General features: G+C 42.7%; 18 protein-coding genes, 1 tRNA gene and 2 pseudogenes. 13 read left to right on the forward strand and 8 right to left on the reverse strand.

Annotated elements, in window-relative coordinates; translation table 11 throughout:
• Positions 1-164: 164 nt before the first annotated feature.
• A complete protein-coding gene (locus tag GNF10_RS24130; protein ID WP_185582406.1) occupies positions 165-536 on the reverse strand; it encodes a hypothetical protein in 372 nt (123 codons plus the stop codon).
• 106 nt (positions 537-642) lie between these two features.
• On the opposite strand from GNF10_RS24130, the pseudogene GNF10_RS24135 reads away from it, so the two are divergent.
• From GNF10_RS24135 to GNF10_RS24175, 8 genes and pseudogenes are all read left to right on the forward strand, one after another.
• Positions 643-813 (forward strand): annotated as a pseudogene (locus tag GNF10_RS24135) (XRE family transcriptional regulator); the annotation flags it as partial.
• A gap of 469 nt (positions 814-1282) precedes the next feature.
• Positions 1283-2248 (forward strand): nitrogenase iron protein, encoded by a 966-nt coding sequence (nifH, locus tag GNF10_RS24140; RefSeq protein ID WP_185582407.1) that lies wholly within the window; start codon positions 1283-1285, stop codon positions 2246-2248.
• A gap of 371 nt (positions 2249-2619) precedes the next feature.
• Positions 2620-4014 (forward strand): nitrogenase iron-molybdenum cofactor biosynthesis protein NifE, encoded by a 1395-nt coding sequence (gene nifE, locus GNF10_RS24145; RefSeq protein ID WP_185582408.1) that lies wholly within the window; start codon positions 2620-2622, stop codon positions 4012-4014.
• Positions 4014-5324, forward strand: a complete 1311-nt coding sequence (nifN, locus tag GNF10_RS24150; RefSeq protein WP_185582409.1) for a nitrogenase iron-molybdenum cofactor biosynthesis protein NifN — start codon at positions 4014-4016, stop codon at positions 5322-5324. Before nifE ends, nifN begins: the two co-directional genes overlap by 1 nt.
• A 463-nt stretch (positions 5325-5787) precedes the next feature.
• Positions 5788-6144 (forward strand): hypothetical protein, encoded by a 357-nt coding sequence (locus tag GNF10_RS24160; protein ID WP_185582410.1) that lies wholly within the window; start codon positions 5788-5790, stop codon positions 6142-6144.
• A gap of 768 nt (positions 6145-6912) precedes the next feature.
• Positions 6913-7308, forward strand: a pseudogene (locus GNF10_RS24165) (Hsp70 family protein); the annotation flags it as partial.
• 214 nt (positions 7309-7522) lie between these two features.
• A complete protein-coding gene (locus tag GNF10_RS24170; RefSeq protein ID WP_185582411.1) occupies positions 7523-8488 on the forward strand; it encodes a DnaJ C-terminal domain-containing protein in 966 nt (321 codons plus the stop codon).
• Positions 8485-8784 (forward strand): chaperone modulator CbpM, encoded by a 300-nt coding sequence (locus GNF10_RS24175; protein WP_185582412.1) that lies wholly within the window; start codon positions 8485-8487, stop codon positions 8782-8784. Before GNF10_RS24170 ends, GNF10_RS24175 begins: the two co-directional genes overlap by 4 nt.
• A 119-nt stretch (positions 8785-8903) precedes the next feature.
• Here GNF10_RS24175 and GNF10_RS24180 read toward each other — a convergent pair whose 3' ends face one another.
• The 5 genes from GNF10_RS24180 to GNF10_RS24200 form a co-directional block, all read right to left on the reverse strand.
• Positions 8904-10109, reverse strand: a complete 1206-nt coding sequence (locus GNF10_RS24180; RefSeq protein ID WP_185582413.1) for a glutathione S-transferase family protein — start codon at positions 10107-10109, stop codon at positions 8904-8906.
• A 69-nt stretch (positions 10110-10178) separates the two neighbouring features.
• Positions 10179-10445, reverse strand: coding sequence for a hypothetical protein (locus tag GNF10_RS24185; RefSeq protein ID WP_185582414.1), 267 nt, complete (start codon positions 10443-10445; stop codon positions 10179-10181).
• A complete protein-coding gene (locus GNF10_RS24190; RefSeq protein WP_185582415.1) occupies positions 10420-10596 on the reverse strand; it encodes a hypothetical protein in 177 nt (58 codons plus the stop codon). The genes GNF10_RS24185 and GNF10_RS24190 overlap by 26 nt, the downstream gene beginning before the upstream one ends.
• 83 nt (positions 10597-10679) lie before the next feature.
• Positions 10680-11876 (reverse strand): acyl-CoA dehydrogenase family protein, encoded by a 1197-nt coding sequence (locus tag GNF10_RS24195; protein ID WP_185582416.1) that lies wholly within the window; start codon positions 11874-11876, stop codon positions 10680-10682.
• Positions 11877-12127: 251 nt separating this feature from the next.
• Positions 12128-12201: transfer RNA gene (locus GNF10_RS24200), tRNA-Val, on the reverse strand.
• 171 nt (positions 12202-12372) lie between these two features.
• On the opposite strand from GNF10_RS24200, the gene GNF10_RS24205 reads away from it, so the two are divergent.
• Complete coding sequence (locus tag GNF10_RS24205) at positions 12373-13944, forward strand: metallophosphoesterase (RefSeq protein WP_185582417.1); 1572 nt, start codon at positions 12373-12375, stop codon at positions 13942-13944.
• Between the two features lie 281 nt (positions 13945-14225).
• Here the strand turns inward: GNF10_RS24205 and GNF10_RS24210 are convergent, their stop codons facing one another.
• Positions 14226-15572 (reverse strand): ABC transporter substrate-binding protein, encoded by a 1347-nt coding sequence (locus GNF10_RS24210; RefSeq protein WP_260445820.1) that lies wholly within the window; start codon positions 15570-15572, stop codon positions 14226-14228.
• 148 nt (positions 15573-15720) lie between these two features.
• On the opposite strand from GNF10_RS24210, the gene GNF10_RS24215 reads away from it, so the two are divergent.
• The 3 genes from GNF10_RS24215 to GNF10_RS24225 all read left to right on the forward strand — a co-directional run bounded on the left by GNF10_RS24215 (position 15721) and on the right by GNF10_RS24225 (position 18345).
• Positions 15721-16479, forward strand: coding sequence for a YebC/PmpR family DNA-binding transcriptional regulator (locus GNF10_RS24215; RefSeq protein WP_185582418.1), 759 nt, complete (start codon positions 15721-15723; stop codon positions 16477-16479).
• Between the two features lie 206 nt (positions 16480-16685).
• The gene (locus tag GNF10_RS24220) at positions 16686-16877 is read left to right on the forward strand and encodes a hypothetical protein (protein WP_185582419.1); all 192 of its coding nucleotides are present in this window, start codon (positions 16686-16688) and stop codon (positions 16875-16877) included.
• A 187-nt stretch (positions 16878-17064) separates the two neighbouring features.
• On the forward strand, positions 17065-18345 hold the full coding sequence (locus GNF10_RS24225) for an FAD-dependent hydroxylase (RefSeq protein ID WP_185582420.1): 1281 nt from the start codon (positions 17065-17067) through the stop codon (positions 18343-18345).
• On the opposite strand, the gene GNF10_RS24230 is transcribed toward GNF10_RS24225, so the two are convergent.
• Positions 18327-18947, reverse strand: a complete 621-nt coding sequence (locus GNF10_RS24230) for a Uma2 family endonuclease (protein ID WP_185582421.1) — start codon at positions 18945-18947, stop codon at positions 18327-18329. The genes GNF10_RS24225 and GNF10_RS24230 overlap by 19 nt on opposite strands.
• 418 nt (positions 18948-19365) lie before the next feature.
• Between GNF10_RS24230 and GNF10_RS24235 the strand changes: the two genes are divergently transcribed.
• On the forward strand, positions 19366-21561 hold the full coding sequence (locus GNF10_RS24235; RefSeq protein ID WP_185582422.1) for a transglycosylase SLT domain-containing protein: 2196 nt from the start codon (positions 19366-19368) through the stop codon (positions 21559-21561).
• Positions 21562-21703: the final 142 nt, after the last annotated feature.

Below are 21703 nucleotides of genomic sequence, written 5' to 3' on the forward strand. Positions count from 1 at the left end.
TTTTACGGGAGTTTCTACAAATTGTCAGAAGTGTCTGTGGTGAATTAATCAGTTAAAAAGGCGATCGCCTCCATTAGATTGCTTTGATGTAACAAAGCTGCGGTGAAGATTGGTAATTACGGTTTTTCCAGATAGAAGATTGCACAAAAATCTGTCGATAATAGCTAGAGTTCTTGTTCTTGGGTGACAATCCACAGTAAGTCTAACCACAACTGGGGATAAGCTTGCTTAAGATTTGAGAGTGGATCGCGCATCAAGTTATTGGCATTCAAGCAAACAACCTCAACTAGACCCAAATATTCTGCTACTTCTCTAATGAGATTTTTTTGTTCTACGACAGCACTAATTAGTCTATCAGGGCAGTAAATTCCAATGTATTTTGCATGACGGATACACGTTTTTATATTCACTCTTGTTAAGTGAGGATGAGGATTTATCACCTTCACATAACATTGGCTTAACAGTTTCCATAACTGTGGGTGAGTGTGTTCAATAATTACGTTAAATTGCTGGGTTAAGTCTTCTTCGGTAATCATTGCTTTCTTCCTAAGAATAGTAATCTCATGTCATCTGTCATCTGTTGCATACTTTGGTAAATACCTAATTGTGCAACCAATTAAAACAGCAATTCTTTGCTGATGCTATGTGCATATTCACTCACGATATGATTTGGTGATTCTCAAGGAATATTTAGAAGAAGCACCTGTACAGCAATTTCTCAGTACTTTGGGACATCGGATGGTTCACTCACAATTTGAAATTCTCGGCGGTTACGATATCAGCAAAATCGGGGAAGTTGTAGCGACTGTTTAGAGTGGATTGCAATGGTTGGTTGTGTGCTTGAAGGAATACTTGGCGTAAATTGAAATTCCTGCTGCAACCATTCTTTAGGTATGAGCAACCTTCAGGGAATTACAACAACTGATAATGCTGAATTCGTAATTTTTCCAGCTTGGAATATGTAGCTTTCTTTTTTCCAATTGGTATTACTACCGCTAGAGAAATCATTTGAGTGAGCGGATGGTAATACTTGCAATATTTCTTGAGTGATGTCTCATTGCTCTAGCCATTAGTCAGAAAAAACAATGACTAATGGCCAATGAAAACTTACCATAACTTGAATATGTTCTGGATACGGGCTCTTTTTGCTGTAGAACGAGCGCCTCCAACGACGTTCTACATAAGGCCAGTGCTGTAATTTTACAACGCTAGTACTTCCGGCACAAAGTACCAACGCTTCATGAATTGACAGACCCACCAAACAATTGCAGGATAAATTATCATGTCCGACGAAAAAATTAGACAGATTGCTTTTTACGGTAAAGGTGGTATTGGGAAATCTACCACTTCTCAAAATACCCTTGCTGCGATGGCAGAAGTAGGTAAACGCATCTTGATTGTCGGATGTGACCCCAAAGCTGACTCTACCCGATTGATTTTGCACTGTAAAGCCCAAACCACAGTGTTGCACTTAGCTGCTGAACGGGGCGCTGTGGAGGATATTGAACTTGAAGAAGTGGTAATAACTGGCTTCCGAAATATCAGATGTGTGGAATCTGGTGGGCCAGAACCTGGTGTTGGTTGCGCCGGTCGGGGTATCATCACCGCTATCAACTTTCTTGAAGAAAACGGCGCTTACTCAGATGTAGATTTCGTATCCTACGATGTGTTGGGCGACGTTGTGTGTGGTGGTTTCGCTATGCCAATTCGTGAAGGTAAAGCCCAAGAAATCTACATCGTTACCTCCGGTGAAATGATGGCGATGTTTGCAGCTAACAACATTGCTCGTGGAGTTCTCAAATATGCTCACACAGGTGGGGTGCGTTTGGGTGGGCTAATTTGTAACAGCCGCAAAACTGACCGGGAAGATGAACTGATTAGCACCCTTGCAGCCAGATTAAGTACCCAGATGATTCACTTTGTCCCCCGTGACAATATCGTGCAACACGCCGAATTGCGGCGGATGACAGTGAACGAGTACGCACCCGACAGCAAGCAAGCTCATGAATACCGTACATTAGCAGACAAGATTATCAACAATACAAATCTCGCTGTTCCTACACCCATCGAGATGGATGAGCTAGAAGATTTGTTGATTGAATTCGGTATCCTTGAAAGTGAAGAAAATGCTGCGAAACTAATTAGCCAAGCAGACACAGCTAAAAAACAAGAAGATGCTGAAGGTGAAGCACTAGAAGCACTCAAAAAAGGAAACGTAGAAATAGTTTCCGGTAGCGAGAAGAAGTAAGCTTATTCTTCAGAATCAGGTGCTAAATACAAAGTAAATATTAGGTGGGCTATTCTCGCCCACCTTCTCACCAATCATTTAAAATGGAGGTAGTTGAATAGCTAATCTTAACTCTGCGCGTTTCTTTTTCACCGTGTTACCACTAATTAACTAACGTGTACAGGACAACATTAATAATTTAATAGTCTAGTTCATGTTTTTGTTTTCTCCTTCTCTAACCTAGATGATGTTTATGTTTTAGGGGATGATAAATTCTCTTGATCATTCCCTTTTATCCATCTTTAGATACCACGGTGAATAAATGAAAATCCTCCTCAGCCTTTGGGAATTCAGCTAATATCTAAAAATTTCTACCTATTGTCACCAAACAAATGAATCCCACGCCAGGAAAAACCAACGATTCACTCAGTGGCTCTAATTCTGAAGATGCTCGTCAGCAGCAGATACAAAAGAAAAAAAAGTCTTCCACACAATTACCCCAACCTGGAACTACTCAAGGGAGTTGCGCTTTTGATAGTGCAATGATTACTCTTGTACCAATCACTGATGCTGCTCATGTAGTCCACGGGCCAAGTGGCTGTGCTGCCAGTATTTGGGGAAGTCACAGCAGTCTCTCGTCTGGTTCGATGCTGTACAAGATACGCTTTAGCAGCGACATCGATGAGAACGATATCATCTTCGGTGGAGCCAAAAAGCTGTATAAAGGCATTTTAGAATTACAAAGACGCTACAAACCTGCGGCGGTATTTGTTTATTCCACTTGCATCACCGCTTTGATTGGGGATGACATCGAGGGAGTTTGCAAAGATGCCACCGAGAAAACAGGAATACCCACTATCCCTGTACATTGCCCTGGATTCATTGGAAACCAAAATTTGGGCAACCGTGTCGCTGGTGAAGCAATGCTTTCACACGTTATTGGAACAGCTGAACCAGATACAACTACACCTTATGATATCAATCTAATTGGTGAATACAATATTGCAGGTGCAATATGGAATATTCTACCGTTGTTGGAGAAATTAGGTATCAGAGTTTTGGCAAAAATTACAGGCGATGCTATCTACAAAGAAGTTTGCTATGCCCATCGTGCCAAACTTAATGTGATCCTCTCCTCCAAAGCACTAATCAACGTGGCTAAAAGGATGGAAAAACAATATGGCATTCCTTATATTGAAGAGTCTATGTATGGGATAGAGCAAATCAATCAATATCTAAGAAATATTGCTGCCAAGTTGGGTAATTCTAGTTTACAAGAACGTACAGAAAAACTAATTGCAGAAGAGACTGCTGCAATAGATGAAAAACTCGCTTTTTATATCACCCAATTACAAGGTAAGCGGGTTCTCCTTTCTATTGGAAGTTTCAAGAGCTGGTTGATTATCTTTGCTGCTAAGAAATTGGAGATGGAAGTTATTGCTATTAGTACTAATAATAATACTGAGGAGGATAGAATTAGAGTCAAAAGTTTACTAGGTCAAGATGGCATAATTCTAGAGCAAAATAGTCCTCAAGAAATTTTACAGATAATTAACGTAAATCAAGCTGATATGTTAATTGCTGATAAACACCATCAAGACACCTCTCTTACTGCTAGGCTCCCATTCCTAGACGTTAATCAAGAACGCAACCATGCCTATGCAGGCTATATGGGAATTTTAGAGGTAGCACGAGAACTCTATGCTGCTTTTTACACCCCTGTGTGGGAACAAGTATCTCAACCAGCCCCGTGGGAAACAGGAAATTCTCCAGAGGAGAACATCTAATGGCGATTATTAGCGTTACAAGTACATCTGTTGCAGTTAATCCCCTCAAGCAAAGCCAGACTGTAGGTGCAGTTTTAGCCTTTTTGGGGTTGAAGGGAATAATGCCTTTGTTACATGGTTCACAAGGCTGTACTGCTTTGACGAAGGCAGTATTAGTACAGCATTTCCGTCAGACGATTCCCCTTTCCAGTACGGCAATGACAGAAGTTGCAACCATTTTGGGTGGCGAGGAAAGGGTTGAACAAGCAATCTTGACTTTGGTGCAGAGATCCAAGCCAGAAATTATCGGTCTTTGTAGTACTGGACTGGTGGAAACCAGAGGCGATGATATGGGGCGCTTTGTTAAAGAAATTCGTCACCATCACCCAGAACTGGATTATTTACCAATTGTGCTTGTCTCTACACCTGATTTCAAAGGTACATTACAGGATGGCTTTGCTGGCGCAGTCGAGAGTATAGTCAGGGAAATTCCTCAAAAAAGCTCCAAGCAAGATGCTTGTCCTACACAAATCACTATTTTAGCGAGTTCTGCTTTCACACCAGGCGATGTACAGGAAATCAAAGAGATTGTCACTTCCTTTGGACTTGTACCTATTGTTGTACCTGACCTTTCTGGCGTACTAGATAGTCATATAGAAGATTCCTCTAGTGCCATTACAACTAATGGCACTACATTGGCACAATTGCGTTCAATTGGCACTTCTGTATTCACTTTGGCACTAGGTGAGAGTATGCGAGGTGCAGCGCAAATTTTGGATCGGAGATTCAATATACCCTATGAAGTATTTAGTGAACTGACGGGACTACTAGCAGTAGATAAATTCTTGCAAGCATTGGCAGATATCAGTGGTGTTAGCGTACCGGAGAAATACCGCCGTCAACGCCGTCAGCTAAAACATGTGATGTTAGAGAATCACTTTTACTTTGGTTGCAAGCGAGTTGCTTTGGCGCTGGAACCCGATTTACTTTGGTCAACAGTTTCTTTTTTGCGATCGCTAGGAGTTCAGATTCACGCAGCAGTGACAACAACACGCTTTCCTCTGCTAGAAAAACTGCCGATTCCTAGCGTCACTATCGGCGATTTGGAAGACTTTGAACAACTGGCGGTTGGATCTGATTTGCTAATTACCAACTCTCATGGAGTCGCGATCGCTCAACGCTTAAAAATTCCTCTCTATCGTCAAGGGATTCCCATTTTTGACCGCTTAGATCACAGTCAATTTACCAAAGTTGGCTATCGAGGTACTATGCAGTTTTTGTTTGATATTGGCAATCTGTTTTTAGAGGCTGAAGCAAAGATTAAGCATTAAACAGATTAGCAGTTATTGTCTCGATTCATCCAAGCAACGAACTAGCCACATTCCAAGCAGGTTATCGGCGAATCCAGTATTACTCTCAACAGAGACTGAAGCTTTTTTACACTACAGCCCTAATTATTGCTTACCAAAATCAGGCATAAGTCCGTATATTAACCTTGGACTGGCAAGAGTTTTTACCCTGGCACACAATCAATCGTGAGGATTTTCCTTCCAAGGGCGCAACTGAACTAGAGGTGCTGATTCAGGGAATTTTTGACAATCGGCGTTTCCTAGAGCAAGGATTGCACTTGATAGTGTTTAAAAAACGGAAGTAGCATTAGTAAAAAATTGCTTCGACGACCTTTTTTTTACTACACAATACTCCAAAGAATATTCGCACTAAGGCTGGTAAATCATGAGTTATCAGTGATTAATAGAAAAACTAATTCCAAATCACAATGCCTAATTTCGTGTTATGAATAAATCCCTTTTTCCCGCAGATGATCTGCCTCCAACTGGAGCAACTCTACTTAACGAGTTATTCTACAGGCAGCTAGAAGAAGCTACGTGTAGGCGATTTTATCAATCCTGCGTCCCACTTATGCGAGTTTTACTATCAAATAGTCATTGGTATTTCAAAATAAATGCTAGTCCTCTGATGTTAATCATTATCTGCTATGACATAGAAAGTTATTTGCATATTGTTGATGCTATTACACAGTTTATCAAACAGTTGAAGCAGTTTTCTAACAAGTCCAAAATTCAGCTTTTTCCACCAGATAATAAAGGAGAATCTTGGGAAATCGAGATTGAAGAAACATCAGATAAATAAGCCTAGTACCGCAAGGTGGAATTAAAAATTAAAAATGAATACAGCGTAAGCATTTCATTGATTTAGAATGGGTGGTTTATTTCCGCCATGTTGTACTAGTCAAGTACGTAAACTCGACATTCCGTGTTTTGAGCAAACTATACTTGCAACACAAAATCAAATGCCGTGAGAGTTGACGCACCAGTTAGAGTTGCAAATAGACCACTACTGCCAAAACCAGGCGTAGTTACTATTTTGGTTGTAGAACAACAACTGTCCACTTACAGGATCTTTTATTCTCACATCAGCTAGCAACAGCGATCGCATTATGGAATTTGATGAATCGACAGTTGTGGGACAATATTAACTGGGTATTATTACTACCTTCGGCTCACTGTTGAGCCGTGCAATTAATGGCTCGGCATCATTTTAGGGAACCATAGGTGTAAGTGGAAAATGGAGTGCAGACGGTGCAGTTGAAGCTAGATTACCCAGAGCAGAGAGAAAGGTACTGAGAAACTTTAAGCGATCGCACCCAATTCAATTTTGAATTATTTCCTTTAAATCGTTGAATGTATAACTTACAACGTTAATGCCAAAAATATATATACTGGATACTTTTTTGTCTTTCTATCGGTTGATGCACAGAAAATTTCTGAATAGTTTCCTTAAAGAAGAACAAGATAATCTGTCGGAGAACTGTTAGTTACAAGTTGAGCTTTTAATACTACTGAAGTTTCTTATAACTAGAATCAGCGCATCAAAATCTGATGAAAGGAATCGAAAGTTATGGCAAAAGTTGTTGGAATTGATTTAGGGACAACTAACTCTTGTATTGCAGTCATCGAAGGTGGACAACCGCTTGTGATTGCGAATGCAGAAGGACAACGCATCACTCCCTCTGTAGTTGCATATACAAAAACAGGCGAACGTCTGGTTGGTCAAATTGCTCGACGACAGGCGGTAATGCATCCAGAGAACACGTTCTACTCAGTTAAACGCTTTATCGGGCGCAAACACGATGAAATCACCCACGAAGCCAGTGAAGTTTCTTACAAAGTCATCCGCGATCGCAATGGCAATGTCAAGCTCGATTGTCCGGCGCTTAAAAAACAATTCGCACCTGAAGAAATTTCTGCTCAAGTTCTGCGAAAACTTACAGATGATGCCAGCAAATATCTAGGATGAACCCGTTTACGCCCAAGCTAACGCAGCAACTAGCAATCCTAATCCAAGAAATCAGCCAACCGGACAAAATAATGACGATGTGATTGATGCCGATTTTGTTAGCTAAAGCCTGCATTACAACCACTGGAGACTACCGACTTTCAACAACTCAACAATGACACTGACAAAAGACGTTCCGAGTGCAGAATAGTCGGATTATGAGTATCGAATCATGCCAACTGCAACTGATTTCAAAGATTATTACAACATTTTGGGAGTTAGCAAAACTGCAACTTCTGACGAAATTAAGCGAGCTTACCGCAAACTTGCCCGCAAATATCATCCTGATGTGAATCCTGGTAATCCAGAAGCCGAGGAAAAATTCAAAGATATCAATGAAGCCAACGAAGTTTTATCAAACCCAGAAAAGCGCGGAAAGTATGACTCTTTTGGGCAGTACTGGAAGCAAGCGGAGGTTAGCGGTACTCCTCCTGGAGGAACTAGCACGTATGCAGATAATTTTGACCAATATAGCAACTTTGATGACTTTATCAATGATTTGCTGGGTGGTTTAGGGGATAGGACAAGAACAAGACAAACTTATTACCGCACCTCGACTAGGCAGCCTGATGACTTTGGCCCATTTCGTAGCCAAGCACCAGCACCCGATACCGAAGCTGCGATCGCACTCTCCTTTTCGGAAGCGTTTCATGGCGTTCAAAAGCGGTTGCAGTTGGATGATGAAACTATTAACGTTCGTATTCCCGCAGGTGCTAAACCGGGTAGTCGAATTCGCATTAAAGGTAAAGGTCGCTCTAGCCCTTTTTCTCAACAGCGAGGCGATTTGTATCTCACAATCGAGGTGCTTCCCCATGCATTTTTTCAGTTTTCGGGTGAAAACTTAACCTGCGAAGTTCCTATTCGTCCAGATGAAGCGGTCTTAGGCGCTCAAATTCAAGTACCAACACCAGAAGGTCGCGTCACATTGAGCGTTCCGAAAGGTGTGCGTTCCAGTCAATCGCTGCGGCTACGAGGAAAAGGCTGGACGCAACCAAAAGGTGGGCGAACTGACCTAATTGTGAAACTTCAGATCGTGTCTCCGAAAGAGTTAAGCGAAATTGAGCAGGATTGCTATGAAAAGATTCAGGCGAATAGCAGCTTTAACCCACGTACTGCATTAGAAGGAGTGACGTTATGAGTGAGTTTAGCCTCTCCAGTACAGTTGTTTCCCATGAAGGCGATCGCCTTTATACATTTGAGTATGCAGCCTCTGTCACTCAAACTTCAACGATTGTAATTGAACGATTTGTGCAACTCGGATTGATCGAACCGAAAGGCTCAATGCTACACTCACGAGAAATTGCGCGAATTGCTCAAATCCAACGCTTGCGTCAGGATTTGGGGCTAAATCTCGTAGGCGCAGCAATGGTCATGGATATGGCTCAAGAAATTGCCCAGTTACGGGCACAGCTAAAAGCGTTGCAGTCTTCTTAAAAAACATCACCCAATATCAAATGTGAAAAAATTGGCGCGAGCAAAATCTTAACTAGTTACTTAACATTGGTTTATTTTTGAGAGAAAGGAGCGCGATCTGCAAGGATGAGTGCTGAATCCTATTTGATGACAAAGTTAGACGGATCTTGATCTCGTCGATGCTTAGTGGGAATGGGGTCTGGCTGCCCATCACCCGCAAGGGCTGCGGTTTTTTCCAGGGATTCCCTCAATCGCTTGGCTGCATAGATGGACATATCTCGTGGTACATTAATGCGATCGCGCAAATATCGGAGAGCGACATCAGCTCCCGATGGAGGTACACAGTCTTCACCTGTCATCATGTGTGTTAAAGCACAACGTAGCGCTTGATCAAACAATTTATCATCTAAGGGGTTGACTCGGATAATATTGATGTGATGCTCGATGGTTCGCTTAAGAGCTTCCATGCGGGAGTTTTCGGGTTCTGGATAAGCAACGTCTGGTAGCCCAAACCAGGGGCCATTATCCACCTGCGCTTTATTGAGAAGCATTTGGGGTTCGCCGTTTTCCCAACAGCCCCCCATCTGGGGCGGCAAATCATGTGCGTGGGTGTGAAAGTCGCTCTGAGTTCCGCAGTAGGTCGGTCGGCTTTCCATTGCCGCAAACCATGCACTCAAGCGGGGGTTTTGCGATCGCAGCGAGTAGCCCTTGTAGTAGTAAAGGCTCGCATTCATCCGTTCGAGATATGGCGTAAAAATGACATCGACGATGCCAAAGCTATCTAAAAAGTAAGGGCTTGGAGTGCGACCCAGAGCCTCCTCAACCATAGCCACCACTGCGATAAATTGTTCTCGGTTGCGTTGTTCTTGTTGAGAGGAACCGGCTTTAGAACACAGCCAAACGCACCACGCTCTAAATAAAAGTCGTTCTAATTGACGTAGAGGAAGCACCGTGCGGTCTTCCATCCCTTGGCTTAATGGAGCAAAAACTTTTTCCAAAGCGATCAAAATGTCATCGCTTTCCTTAATAATCCGTCCATCTAGCTCGATCGCAGGGAGCATTCCTGACGGTACCTTACGTTTGTACCAACTTTCTTTCTCCCCGTAGCAGAACATTGTCACTTTTTCGATGCGGTAGGGGATCTGTTTTTCTTCTAACCATAACCAAACTTTTTGACAGTAAGGACACCAGGCATGGTTATCACGGTACAGCGTTACCCGCACATCAGATTCTGGCTTCCCAAACAAGCGCAACCGGGCTTTAGCATTGGTGAGACCATTAACGGTATCTATTTGATAGTCCGTTAGGGCTTCTAGTTCTTCCCAGCTTAAGGGTGCGGTAGTCATAGGGTAAGTTGCGTAGGACAATACTTAGGGCAATTCTATACTCTACAATATTTTCAATTACACCAAGGCTTAATTTAACCGATAGGTTCGCCCATCAATTCTTTCCACTTCTCCTTGAAGAAAAAGTTGAAGTGAAGATGCTACGTTCAAAAGTTCTGGCAATTTGGCATAACTTTTCTCTGAATTGCCGTTTAAATGAGATATCAACAGAACAGACAAATCGCCAGTTGTTGACCCAAAGCTGTAGAAGAACTCAGCAGCCAACCCACAGCGCTCGGTCATCGCTTCACCACAACTGGCTAGTAATGTACTAGAAAATACATAGAAAATGTTCAATGGCGATACCCGAACACTTGTGTACGATGCCTGCAACGCCGGGTAATTTTATGGCGATCGCTACTCCATCGTTTCTGATGCCTCCATATACTAAAGAATTAGAACTTTTGTAGATTTTGTCTTGGATGGCAATACCAGGTAGAGCAATCATAGAGCTTTTCTGGAGAGTATGATCTGGTATATCTCAAACTCTACAGCAATTCTCATAATGAGAATTGTTGCCCCACTCCTCCATTACTTGACTTTCAGTGCCGACTTCCCTAATGACTGACAAATAACATCGTTTTGTGGTGTATGGATACGGCTGCACAGAACGTCACGGTAGTGGCGCTCTAAAGGATTTCTTTTTAACATACCAGGATTACCAGTTAGTTCCAAGGCAATCTCCACAGCACGAATCGAGTTAGTTGTGGTAAGGTATTTTACAGCTTGTGCCTGTAATCCTACGTTAGGATCGTACTCGCCCCGATCAATATCTTGAGCCAAACTATAAATTAATCTATTGTTAGCAAATAGCAGTGCTTCTATTTCACCTACGGCAGTTTGGAAGCGTGGTAGAGTTGCTAGCGGTTCTTTGAGATTAGAAGGCGATCGCTCCCAAAGATATTTAACCAGCCAGTCTCGCGCACTGGTAGCCACACCGAGATATAAAGCACTCACTGTCAAACTGCCCCAAGTGGAAATCAGTGGATCGAGTGATGGTGCAGTAGATATGGGACTGATATTCAGGGCGTACTCTAAGGGAATTAATACATTCTCCAAAATCAGATCGTGGCTGCCTGTAGCTCTCATCCCCAAGTGATCCCAGGTTTCGACAATTTGCAAACCGGGCAAATCGCGCGGAACCAAAAAATTGCCAACTTGTGGTTCATCTTCAGTTGTCCGCGCCCAAACCACAAAGTAACTGAGGATGGGACTACCCGTAGTGTATTGCTTGTGGCCTGTTAAACGCCAACCCTCTGTTGTCCGTTCGGCAATTGTGGCAGGTAATCCGCCTCTAGCTGGGGTTCCTAACTCTGGTTCAACACGGGCGGCATTGATCAGGGCAATGCCTTCAACGGATTCACGACACAACCTTTTATATACTTCTGGATGCCAGCGACGGCTACGGGCTGCATTGGCATGTTGGAGATAGTGCATCGTCAGTACTAGCGCGGTTGAAGCATCGCCACGTGCTATCCCTTCAATGACTCGGCAGATAGTTGATAGCCCTAAACCTTCACCACCTAATTCACGGGGAATGGGGAGGCTGAGTAATTTTGCCTCAGACAAAGCTGTAAAATTCTCGAAGGGAAAGGAACCCTCTTTATCGTGTGCGCCTGCACGGGTGGCAAAGTCTTTAGCTAGAGCCTCAACCTGGTCGAAAATATTGGGGATTTCTAAGCTTTTGGTTACAAAGGTGTCTGGCAGTGCTTGCTCCAACTGTGACATAAATACTCCTTAAAGCTCACTTTACTCTCATCCCACAAAAAATTGATGTTCCTGTAAACTTAATATAGGATTTATTTTAAACTTCTCTCTAGTTACCAAAAATTGGAAGCGATGCCTGCGACGGGCTACGCCTACGCATCTGTGGTAGAAGTAGATACAGGCTGGCTAAAATGTTTCCACTTGTTGAGATGGGAAAACACCATGAACCAATTTGGTTTTGTTGTACATTCACGAATTCTTGAATGTACAAATGGACGTAACTGGATTCGAACCAGTGACCTCTACGATGTCAACGTAGCGCTCTAACCAACTGAGCTATACGTCCTTAACCACACGAATATTGATAGTAGCATATACCTTTACGATCGCACAAGATGAAGACCCAAGCTTTTTTAAGGGGTTTTAGATTTTGAGTGCGTAAGTCCTAATTTCAAATAAAATCCTTATTATTTCGTTACAATCAGCTTGTGCGTTAAGCATTCAAGAGTTATCAGCCATGAAATTGATTTCCGATCCACCGATTCCTGTAAAAATTCAAAAAATGAAGGAACGGGTGCGGTGGATGCATCCAAGTTTTGTGCAACGGGGAATTGACCAAACCAGCATGGTTATAGACGATCGCAGGGAAGATAGTCCAGAATTTTCTTTTATGGTTATTGGTGATTCCGGCACCAAATCCCATTCTCGCCATCACCCCCAACGAAAAGTTGCCGAATTGATGCTTCCTCACCGGGATGATTGCAGTTTTGTGTTGCACACAGGTGATGTAATCTATGTGGTTGGTTCCCAAGAATATTATTCAACAAACTTTATTGAGCCTTACCGAGAATTTATTGTAGGTGGTGACAACCCGAAAAGCATTCCTTATGACCGTATGGTGTTTAATATGCCATTCTTGCCAGTACCAGGTAATCATGATTATTACGATGTCCCGTTGATATACCGTTTAGTTACTGGCACAACATCTTCATTGCGTCGCCTGTTCCGCTACAAAGATATCGAGATTGGCTGGCATGGATCGTATCAAGGAAATGCTTATGCACGGGCATTTATGGACTATACCCAAGCGATCGCTTCCCCACAAGAGTTAGAACGTCATTTAGATCGACACTACACTGCCAAAACCGATACAGGGCGGTGTTTGCGTTACGAACCCGGACAGTTTACTCGCTTACCCAATCGTTATTACACCTTTCGTTACGGCGGGATTGACTTTTTCGCACTGGATTCTAATACCTTTAATACACCATCACCTTTACCTGCAACTGAAGAAGGGGAAATTTACCGCCGGGAATTGCAAAAGCGTCGCCAGGAAATAGATCGAGAAGAATTGCAGATTTTGGGAATATGCGATCGCCTCAACCCAGATAAACCTGCCGAGGCTGAACAACTTGATGAACTTAGCGCCAAACTAGATCAAATAAACGAGATCAAAATCGATATTGAAAAACAGTTGGCATCTCATAAAATGCCTGCGATCGACTTTGAACAACTTGAATGGTTGCGAAGCAGACTAATTGAATCTTGGAATACCTCCGAAGTGCGCGGACGTGTAATCTTTTTCCACCATCCGCCGTTCGTTACAGAGGCTACTAAGTGGAATCAGGCACAAACCTTGGCGGTTCGTCACCGTTTGCGCTGGGTGTTTGAACAAGCCGCAGAAAATCTTGGTTCTCTAATTAAAGAACGTCCCATAGTCGATTTGATTTTAAATGGTCACGCTCACTGTTTGGAGCATCTTCGCACAACTGATACTGGATTTGCTGACTCTCACATTAACTGCATTATCTCTGGTGGTAGTGGTCATCGTCTCCGCTATCAAAGGCGAAAGGGGACTGAATTGATGGAGACTTTTACGGAAATTGTAGGTAAACCCACTCGGAAAGTTGCCGATTCAACGCTTTTTGTGGGTCGTCATGATCACAATTCTCAGAACCGCCTACCTTACTCATGTGTGCGGATTGATGTTCTGGATGGTAGCCCGCCTAAGTTTATCATCAGACCACTGGTTACTGAACGTATTGAAGATGAGTGGTATAACCGCGAACTTGAACCATTTGTAATTTAAACGGCAATACAATTCAGTTAAGCATTTTTTCCTTCTCTTCCTTTGCGTTCTTCGCGTCCTTTGCGGTTCGTTAAAAAAATTGACTTTGACAAAGAGTTAAGCCTCATACCAATCCTGTATGAATATATGAGGAACGAACCGCAAAGGGCGCATTCGCGCAGCGTCTCGTCAGAGAAGGACACAAAGAAAGAAAATTTGGCGCAGCTTCAGAAAGCAATGATATGAACCCAAGCGTATTTAAACGGGATGCGTGTCTACGGCGGTAAACTACGCGCCTTAATCTACTTGAAAATCAAATCTAGGCGTTGCTGTGTTGCTTTGAGTGAGTCTGCTGGCGAAGTTTTACCCAACAATACAGATTCAATCGCCCGGCCTACACTGTCAGAAATCCGATTATAACCAGGAAATATCGGACGCGATCGCCCATATTTTGCTTGGTTTAAAAATACCTTTACCTGTGGTATTTTTTTGATAAAATCTTGATATTTTGGACTTTCACGAGACTTCAAATTCACTGGTAAATAACCAGTTCCCAATGCTAATTCTGTCTGAAATTCTTCACTCAAAGCATATTCGACAAACTTAAAGGCTGCTCTTTCACGTTTCGGTGTAGTTTTGAAAAAGAAGAGATTTTCACCACCAATAACGGTAGCAGGTTTTTGTCCAACAGGAATTGGAAAAACATCAAAATCGACACCAGTCTCTTGAAATTGCCCCAGAGTCCAAGGGCCATTTAATTGCATTGCAACTTTACCACTGAGCAACTCATCTGTCTCATAACCCCGTTCTGGGCCAGATAAAATGGCGGAACCCTCCGTAATTAAATCACGCCAGAATTGCAAAGCTGCGATCGCGCCTTGATTATTTTGCAAATTTACTGCTGCTGCATTCTGTGAATCACCACTCACCAACTCACCACCGCCACTCCACATAAACGGCAACCAGGTGAACACTGTAAATTCTCCCTTTCCCAAAGGTAGAAACATCCCATATTGATCGGTTCGTCCATCGCCATTGGTATCACGAGTTAATTTCTTGGCAACTTGTGCAAACTCCTGCCAAGTCCGGGGTAATTCAGTAATTCCTGCCGCCTTAAACAAACTCGGACGGTAAAAAATACCAACATTATTTGTAGCAAAGGGCACAGACCAAATTTTACCGTTGTATTTCATCGATCCATACAAAGCGGGGTCAATTTCGGCTTTGATTGGAGATTTCTCCAGCATTTCATCCAAAGGTAAAAGCGCATTGAGTTCTACCAATTGCCCTGCGATCGTCGGATTATACCACAATAGATCTGGGGGTGCGTTTCCTACTACTGCTGCTAAAATCTTGGGCGTTTGCTGATCCTGTTGCCCAACATAAAGCGACTCTACCTGAATATCTGGGTGGGATTGATTGAATTTGTCTACCAGCTTTTGCAGCACATCCCGATTTGGCGGCGGATTTACACCTTGCCACAGGGTTAAATGAATTACTTTATCTTGCTTAATAACAGGTAAAATACTTTGACATCCAACTAAAGCTATTATGCCTACGAATAATACAAAGAGTAATCTCCTAAGATAATTTGACAGTCTCTTTCTTTTTCGCTTGGCATAGCGAGGAGGCGAAAAAAAATTGTGCATGATGTTGATTAATAATGATTGATCAATTCTCGTAGCGGTTTCAACATAACTTTGCCATCTTGATGTAGAGTTGCACAATTATCTTAAGTCATGGTTTTTGCAAGCGTTTATATCCTAATCTTGAATAGAGTTTTGATAATTTCAGATTATGGCAGGACACAGTAAATGGGCAAATATTAAGCGCCAAAAAGCGGTAGTAGATGCAAAAAAGGGGAAAACCTTTACTCAGTTATCGCGGGCGATTATTGTGGCGGCTAGAAGCGGCGTACCAGATCCGGCGCTAAATTTTCAACTTCGCACGGCAATTGACAAGGCAAAGGCAGCAAGTATCCCCAATGATAATATTGAACGAGCGATCGCTAAAGGTGCAGGCACTTTTGGCGGTGATAACGCTATCTTTGAAGCAATTCGTTACGAAGGTTACGGCCCCGGTGGTGTAGCGATTTTAATCGAAGCCCTTACAGATAATCGCAATCGCACTGCTGCTGACTTGCGTGTAGCTTTTAGTAAAAATGGTGGCAATCTTGGTGAAACAGGTTGCGTTAGCTGGATGTTCGATCAAAAAAGCGTTTGTGTAGTACAGGGTGTGATTGACGAAGAACAGCTTTTAGAAGCATCCCTCGAAGGCGGTGCTGAATCTTATGAGATGACTGAAGATGAGATGGCTGAAGTTTTTACTGATATTGGCAATTTAGAAACTCTTAGTCAGACGCTCAAAAATCAAGGCTTTAAGGTAACTGATGCCGAATTTCGCTGGATTCCTAGTAATAGTGTAGAAGTTACCGATCCAGATCAGGCGCGATCGCTTTTCAAGTTAATTGATACTCTAGAAGGCTTGGATGACGTGCAAAATGTCACAGCTAACTTTGACATAACAGAAGAATTGATGACTCTTAGCATTTCTTAATCAAAATTCACACAGAGCAAAATGTTACATCTAGCTTGAAAATACCAGCAACTCTGATGGCTATGAATATTTTTAGTCAATTATTCTCTGTAATTTTGATATTTGACAGTTGTAAAAATAGACATGAAAGATTCATATCAATTACAAACTCATGACATATACCTATTGGATAGTTAGATTGTTGATTAGTTGATGAGGAATTTCAAGTGAATAAGTTCCCTAAAGCTTTACTTTTGGCTTTAATTTTTGCTGCGCCTGTAAGCGCTTTTGCATCTCAAGCTCAAGCTGAATCTATCCACCATGTTGCTACTACAAAATCTAGTAAAATTAAACAAGTTAAACATCACAAACATCACAAGCATCATGCTAAAAATATAGCTCCTAAAACTCATAAATAGTTACTATTATGTGCAGCAGTTTCTAGTAACTCTGTAATAAAGTTTAGTGTTGGTTTCTCTGAAAAAATAACTGTATTATTTAACCCCGTTGAAATCCCTACCAATCAACAGGTTTTTTCATTAACTTGCTCAAGGAGGCGCGATCGCGTCAAAATAAGAGTAAAAGACGCTGTAACCTAACTTAACAATGGCCCTAACGCAGCTTGAGCAACCTCTCTCCCCTCAACCAACACCGCCATACTTGCGGGGATATGAATATGATTTGGTAATTGTCGGCGGTGGGATTATTGGGTTAACTCTAGCCTCTGCTTTAAAAGATTCTGGCTTGAGTATCTTGCTGATTGAGGCGAAAGTGGCATCAGCGGCGGTAGCTAAGGGACAAGCTTATGCAGTTCATCAGCTTTCGGCGCTAATTTACCAAGGAATTGGAGTTTGGGACAAAATATTGCCTCAAATCGCCAAATATTGCCGCGTTCGTCTTTCTGATGCCGATTATCCCAATGTGGTGGAATTTACCACAGATGATATACATACAGCAGAGTTGGGTTATGTGGCGGAACACCAAGCGCTGTTGCAGCCTTTACAGGAGTTTGTCCAAGATTGTGCAAATGTGACTTATCTGTGTCCGGCGGAAGTGGTAAATACGCAATATCAGAAAGATATAGTAGCGATAGATATTAAAGTTGCCGAGCAGTTATATACAGTTCGCAGTAAATTACTGATAGCAGCAGATGGGGCGCGATCGCCAATTCGTCAAGCTGCTGGTATCAAAACGTCCGGCTGGAAATATTGGCAGTCTTGCATCGTGGCATTTGTCAAACCAGAAAAACCGCACAATAACACCGCTTACGAGAGATTTTGGTCTAGCGGCCCCTTTGCGATTTTACCTTTACCGGGGAACCGTTGCCGCATTGTGTGGACAGCGCCCCACGAAGAAGCAAAAGCTTTATGTGCCTTAGATGATGAGCAATTTTTGGCAGAACTTACCCGTCGCTATGGCGATCAAATGGGAAAATTGGAATTACTAGGCGATCGCTTTGTATTCCAGGTACAACTCATGCAAAGCGATCGCTATGTTCTCCCCCGACTGGCATTAATTGGTGATGCAGCGCACAATTGCCATCCTGTGGGTGGACAAGGTTTAAATCTGGGGATTCGGGATGCAGCAGCTTTGGCGCAAGTAATCCAAGCAGCGCACCAAGCGGGTAAAGATATTGGCGACATTCAAATTCTTAAAGGTTACGAACGCTGGCGCAAGCTGGAAAACCTGACGATTTTAGGTTTCACCGATTTGTTAGATCGGATGTTTTCTAATAACTTCTTACCAGTGGTAGTGCTTCGTCGCTTGGGTTTATGGTTTTTGCAGCGAGTTCCCGTTTTAAAGGTGTTTATGCTGAAGTTGATGATTGGCTTGAAGGGACGGACTCCAGAATTGGCAAAACATAAACGCTATACCACAGCAGCTTGAAAAATCTGGTTTGGGGTGAGATTCAATTCAGGAAAAGTTTGGGAGATAATGCGATCGCTATCTCGAAACTTACTTATCTGATATTCCTCATCAACCAAGTTACACACGGTGATTGTCGGTTGTTTGGGATTGCCAATAAAATTACGTCCACCCAAGGCAGCATAATCGATAATCCAGTATTCTGGGATACCCATCTCCTCGTAATCAGCATACTTCAAGTAGTAATCGTCTCGCCAGTTGGTTGATACAACTTCAATTACCAAAGGTATTGATGCACCCAAGCTAACGGTAGATTCTTTTTTCCATAATTTTTCGTTTTCCAGATTTGCACGGTTTAGCACCAAAACATCTGGAAAATAACCAGAATCTTTTTCAGGAGGTCTAACTATAACTTGGTTAGGGATACCATAGGGCAATCCTAGACGTTTGATTTCAAAAGGAATTTCGACACCTAGAAAGCTTTTAACTTCCTCATGTTCGCCTACTGGTTGCGCCATTTCAACAACTTCTCCTTTATGTAGTTCGTAGCGGACTCGTCGATTTTCGGGTAGCCAATCGACAAATTCCTCAAAGGTTACTAGCTTGGGTATGGCTTGAGTCATGACTTTTGAGAGTTATTGCTTTGGAAATATTATCTCTAATCTAGGAGACTGTGGACAGCTTTTCTAGCAAGGTATGAATCATCATAGTTTTCACATCCTTGTGCCCAACAAATGCCCACCCTAATTTTTACATTGATGTCGAAACGGGCTTGGGGTACGAAGAGAGTCTTGCAGAGGGTGAGTGCGCTATTGTTAATGGTGGAAATAAATTTTGGAGTTCAAGTATGGAAAAGACTGTACCTAAGATAGATGTAACATTATTTAATATGTGCTGTCTAGGCAATACTGCTAACCATAAAGATTGAAAATTAGTATTTTTCTACATAAAATTAAAAATCTAAAATTAAAAATTGGTAATAGTGATGGCTAGGAGTGTTAAAGTTTCAGGAAATTCATCGGAACTTTTCAGCGGGTATTCATGCTGAAGAAACTACAGAAAAAGCAAATTTCCATAATTGCGGGTGCGGCACTGTTTGCCTTTTTAGCTGGGGCGATGGTATCAGCACCTCAGATTGGTAGAACCGTTGGGCAATGGCTCAAACTGAGTAATAATCAGGCAGAGCAAACATCTGATGCTAGTATTGCCCAATCAGCCGTCTTCCCACTGATATCACAATCTCTGCCAGAACGGGCGGCAAAACTAGCAGAGATTGCAGGGCAATCGCGATCGCCAGACCGAAATCGCGCTCGTTATCTTTTGGCGAGTGATTACATTGAAAGAACCCAAGCCCAAAAAGCCCTGGCTTTACTCCAAGGATTAGACAAAGACTATCCCATCCTCGCACCCTATATTTTGCTGAAACAAGCCCAGGCAGAGGATATGCTGGGCGAAGATGGCAAAGCCTCGGATCTTAGGCAAAGTGTGCTGAAACAGTATCCCAAAGAAGCGGCTTCGGTGAAAGCACTATATCTGATTGCCCAACCGAAGCAACAAGAAATAGCGATCGCTCAATTTCCTTCCAATCCTCTAACTTGGGAAATTATTCGTAAACGCTTGCAAGAAAACCCCAATCAGCCAAAATTACAATTGATTTTGGCTACTTATGCTTACGATCAATCAGGCATAGTAGGCGTTTTAGATCAGTTAGTCAAACAGACGACCCTCAAACCCGAAGATTGGGAACTCATTGGTACAAGCTATTGGGAAAATAGCCAATTCTTGAAAGCGGCGAATGCTTATGCCAAAGCACCCAAAACATCGCGCAACCTCTACCGGACTGCACGAGGGTTACAGATTGGAGGCAAAGACAAAGAAATAGCGATCGCCACTTATAAACAATTGGTACAGCAATTTCCCAATACCGATGAAGCTGGGACTGCACTACTACGGTTAGCAGAAACAGCAAAAACAGGTAAAGACGGCTTACCTTATCTTGACCAGGTAATTAGTAAATTTCCTAAACAAGCTGGTACTGCACTAGTACAAAAAGCCAAAACTCTCGAAACCCTCAAGGATCAAAAGTCAGCTAGCGCGGCGTGGCAATTACTCATAGCCAAATACGGCAATTCAGATGAAGCCGCAGAGTATCGCTGGAAAATCGCCCAAGATAAAGCCAAAGCCAAAGATTACGTCGGTGCTTGGCAATGGGCAGAGCCAATTGTTACTAACAATCCCAACAGTATTTTGGCTCCAAGAGCAGGCTTTTGGGTAGGTAAATGGGCAGCTTCGCTAGGAAAACAGCAGGAATCTCAAACTGCTTATGACTATGTAATTAGTCAGTTTCCCTACTCTTACTATGCTTGGCGAGCAGCGAATATGCGGGGGCTTAATGTCGGCAACTTCGACAACGTGCGCGTCATGAACCCCGAAATAATTGCACCCCAGCGTTCATTACCACCGGCTGGTTCTGAGACTTTCAAAGAATTGTATTTGCTGGGTCAAGACCGCGATGCCTGGTTGCAATGGGAAACGGAATTTCAGAATAAACTTCAGCCAACGGTAGCAGAGCAATTTACTGAAGGGTTGATGCGGCAGGCAAGGGGAGAAAATCTCATTGGAATTGACAAAATCTCTAAGTTGGAAGACAGGGAAACACCAGCAGAACTTGCCCAATATCAAACTCTGAGCAAACAGATCGCCTACTGGCAAGCGCGTTATCCATTTCCCTATCTCCGAGAAACTGAAAAATGGTCTATTGAGCGTAAACTCAATCCCCTGCTAGTAACTGCTTTGATGCGTCAAGAGTCAAGGTTTGAGCCAAAAATCAAATCCGTCGCTGATGCTACTGGCTTGATGCAAGTGTTGCCGAGTACAGCTAAATGGATCGCCCCACAAATTAAGGTGGATTTCAAAACAATAAGCCTAGAAAATCCCAACGATAATATTATGCTGGGTACATGGTATTTGGATCATACCCATCAGCAATATAACAATAACTCGTTGTTAGCGATCGCCAGTTACAATGCCGGGCCTGGTAATGTCTCCAAATGGCTGCAAACTCTAACTACACAAGACCCAGATGAGTTTGTTGAACAAATTCCCTTTGATGAAACCAAAAATTATGTGCGTCAAGTATTTGGCAACTACTGGAATTATTTGAGACTTTACAACCCTGAGATTTCTGAAATCGTAGGAAAGTACTCAACTACACATCCAAAATTGCCAGCCCAGTGATTCATGCCCAATCCGATAAGTAACAGGGGATAGGTGAGTTTGATTTAAGAAGAGGGCATGAAGAAGAGACAAGGAAGACAAGAAAGAAAGGGGAGACAACGGAGAGCTTGTTCAATAATTCCCTCTTGTCCCCCTGCTCCCC

The sequence above is a fragment of the Nostoc sp. UCD121 genome, from assembly GCF_014222285.1.
Taxonomy (GTDB): Bacteria; Cyanobacteriota; Cyanobacteriia; order Cyanobacteriales; family Nostocaceae; genus Nostoc.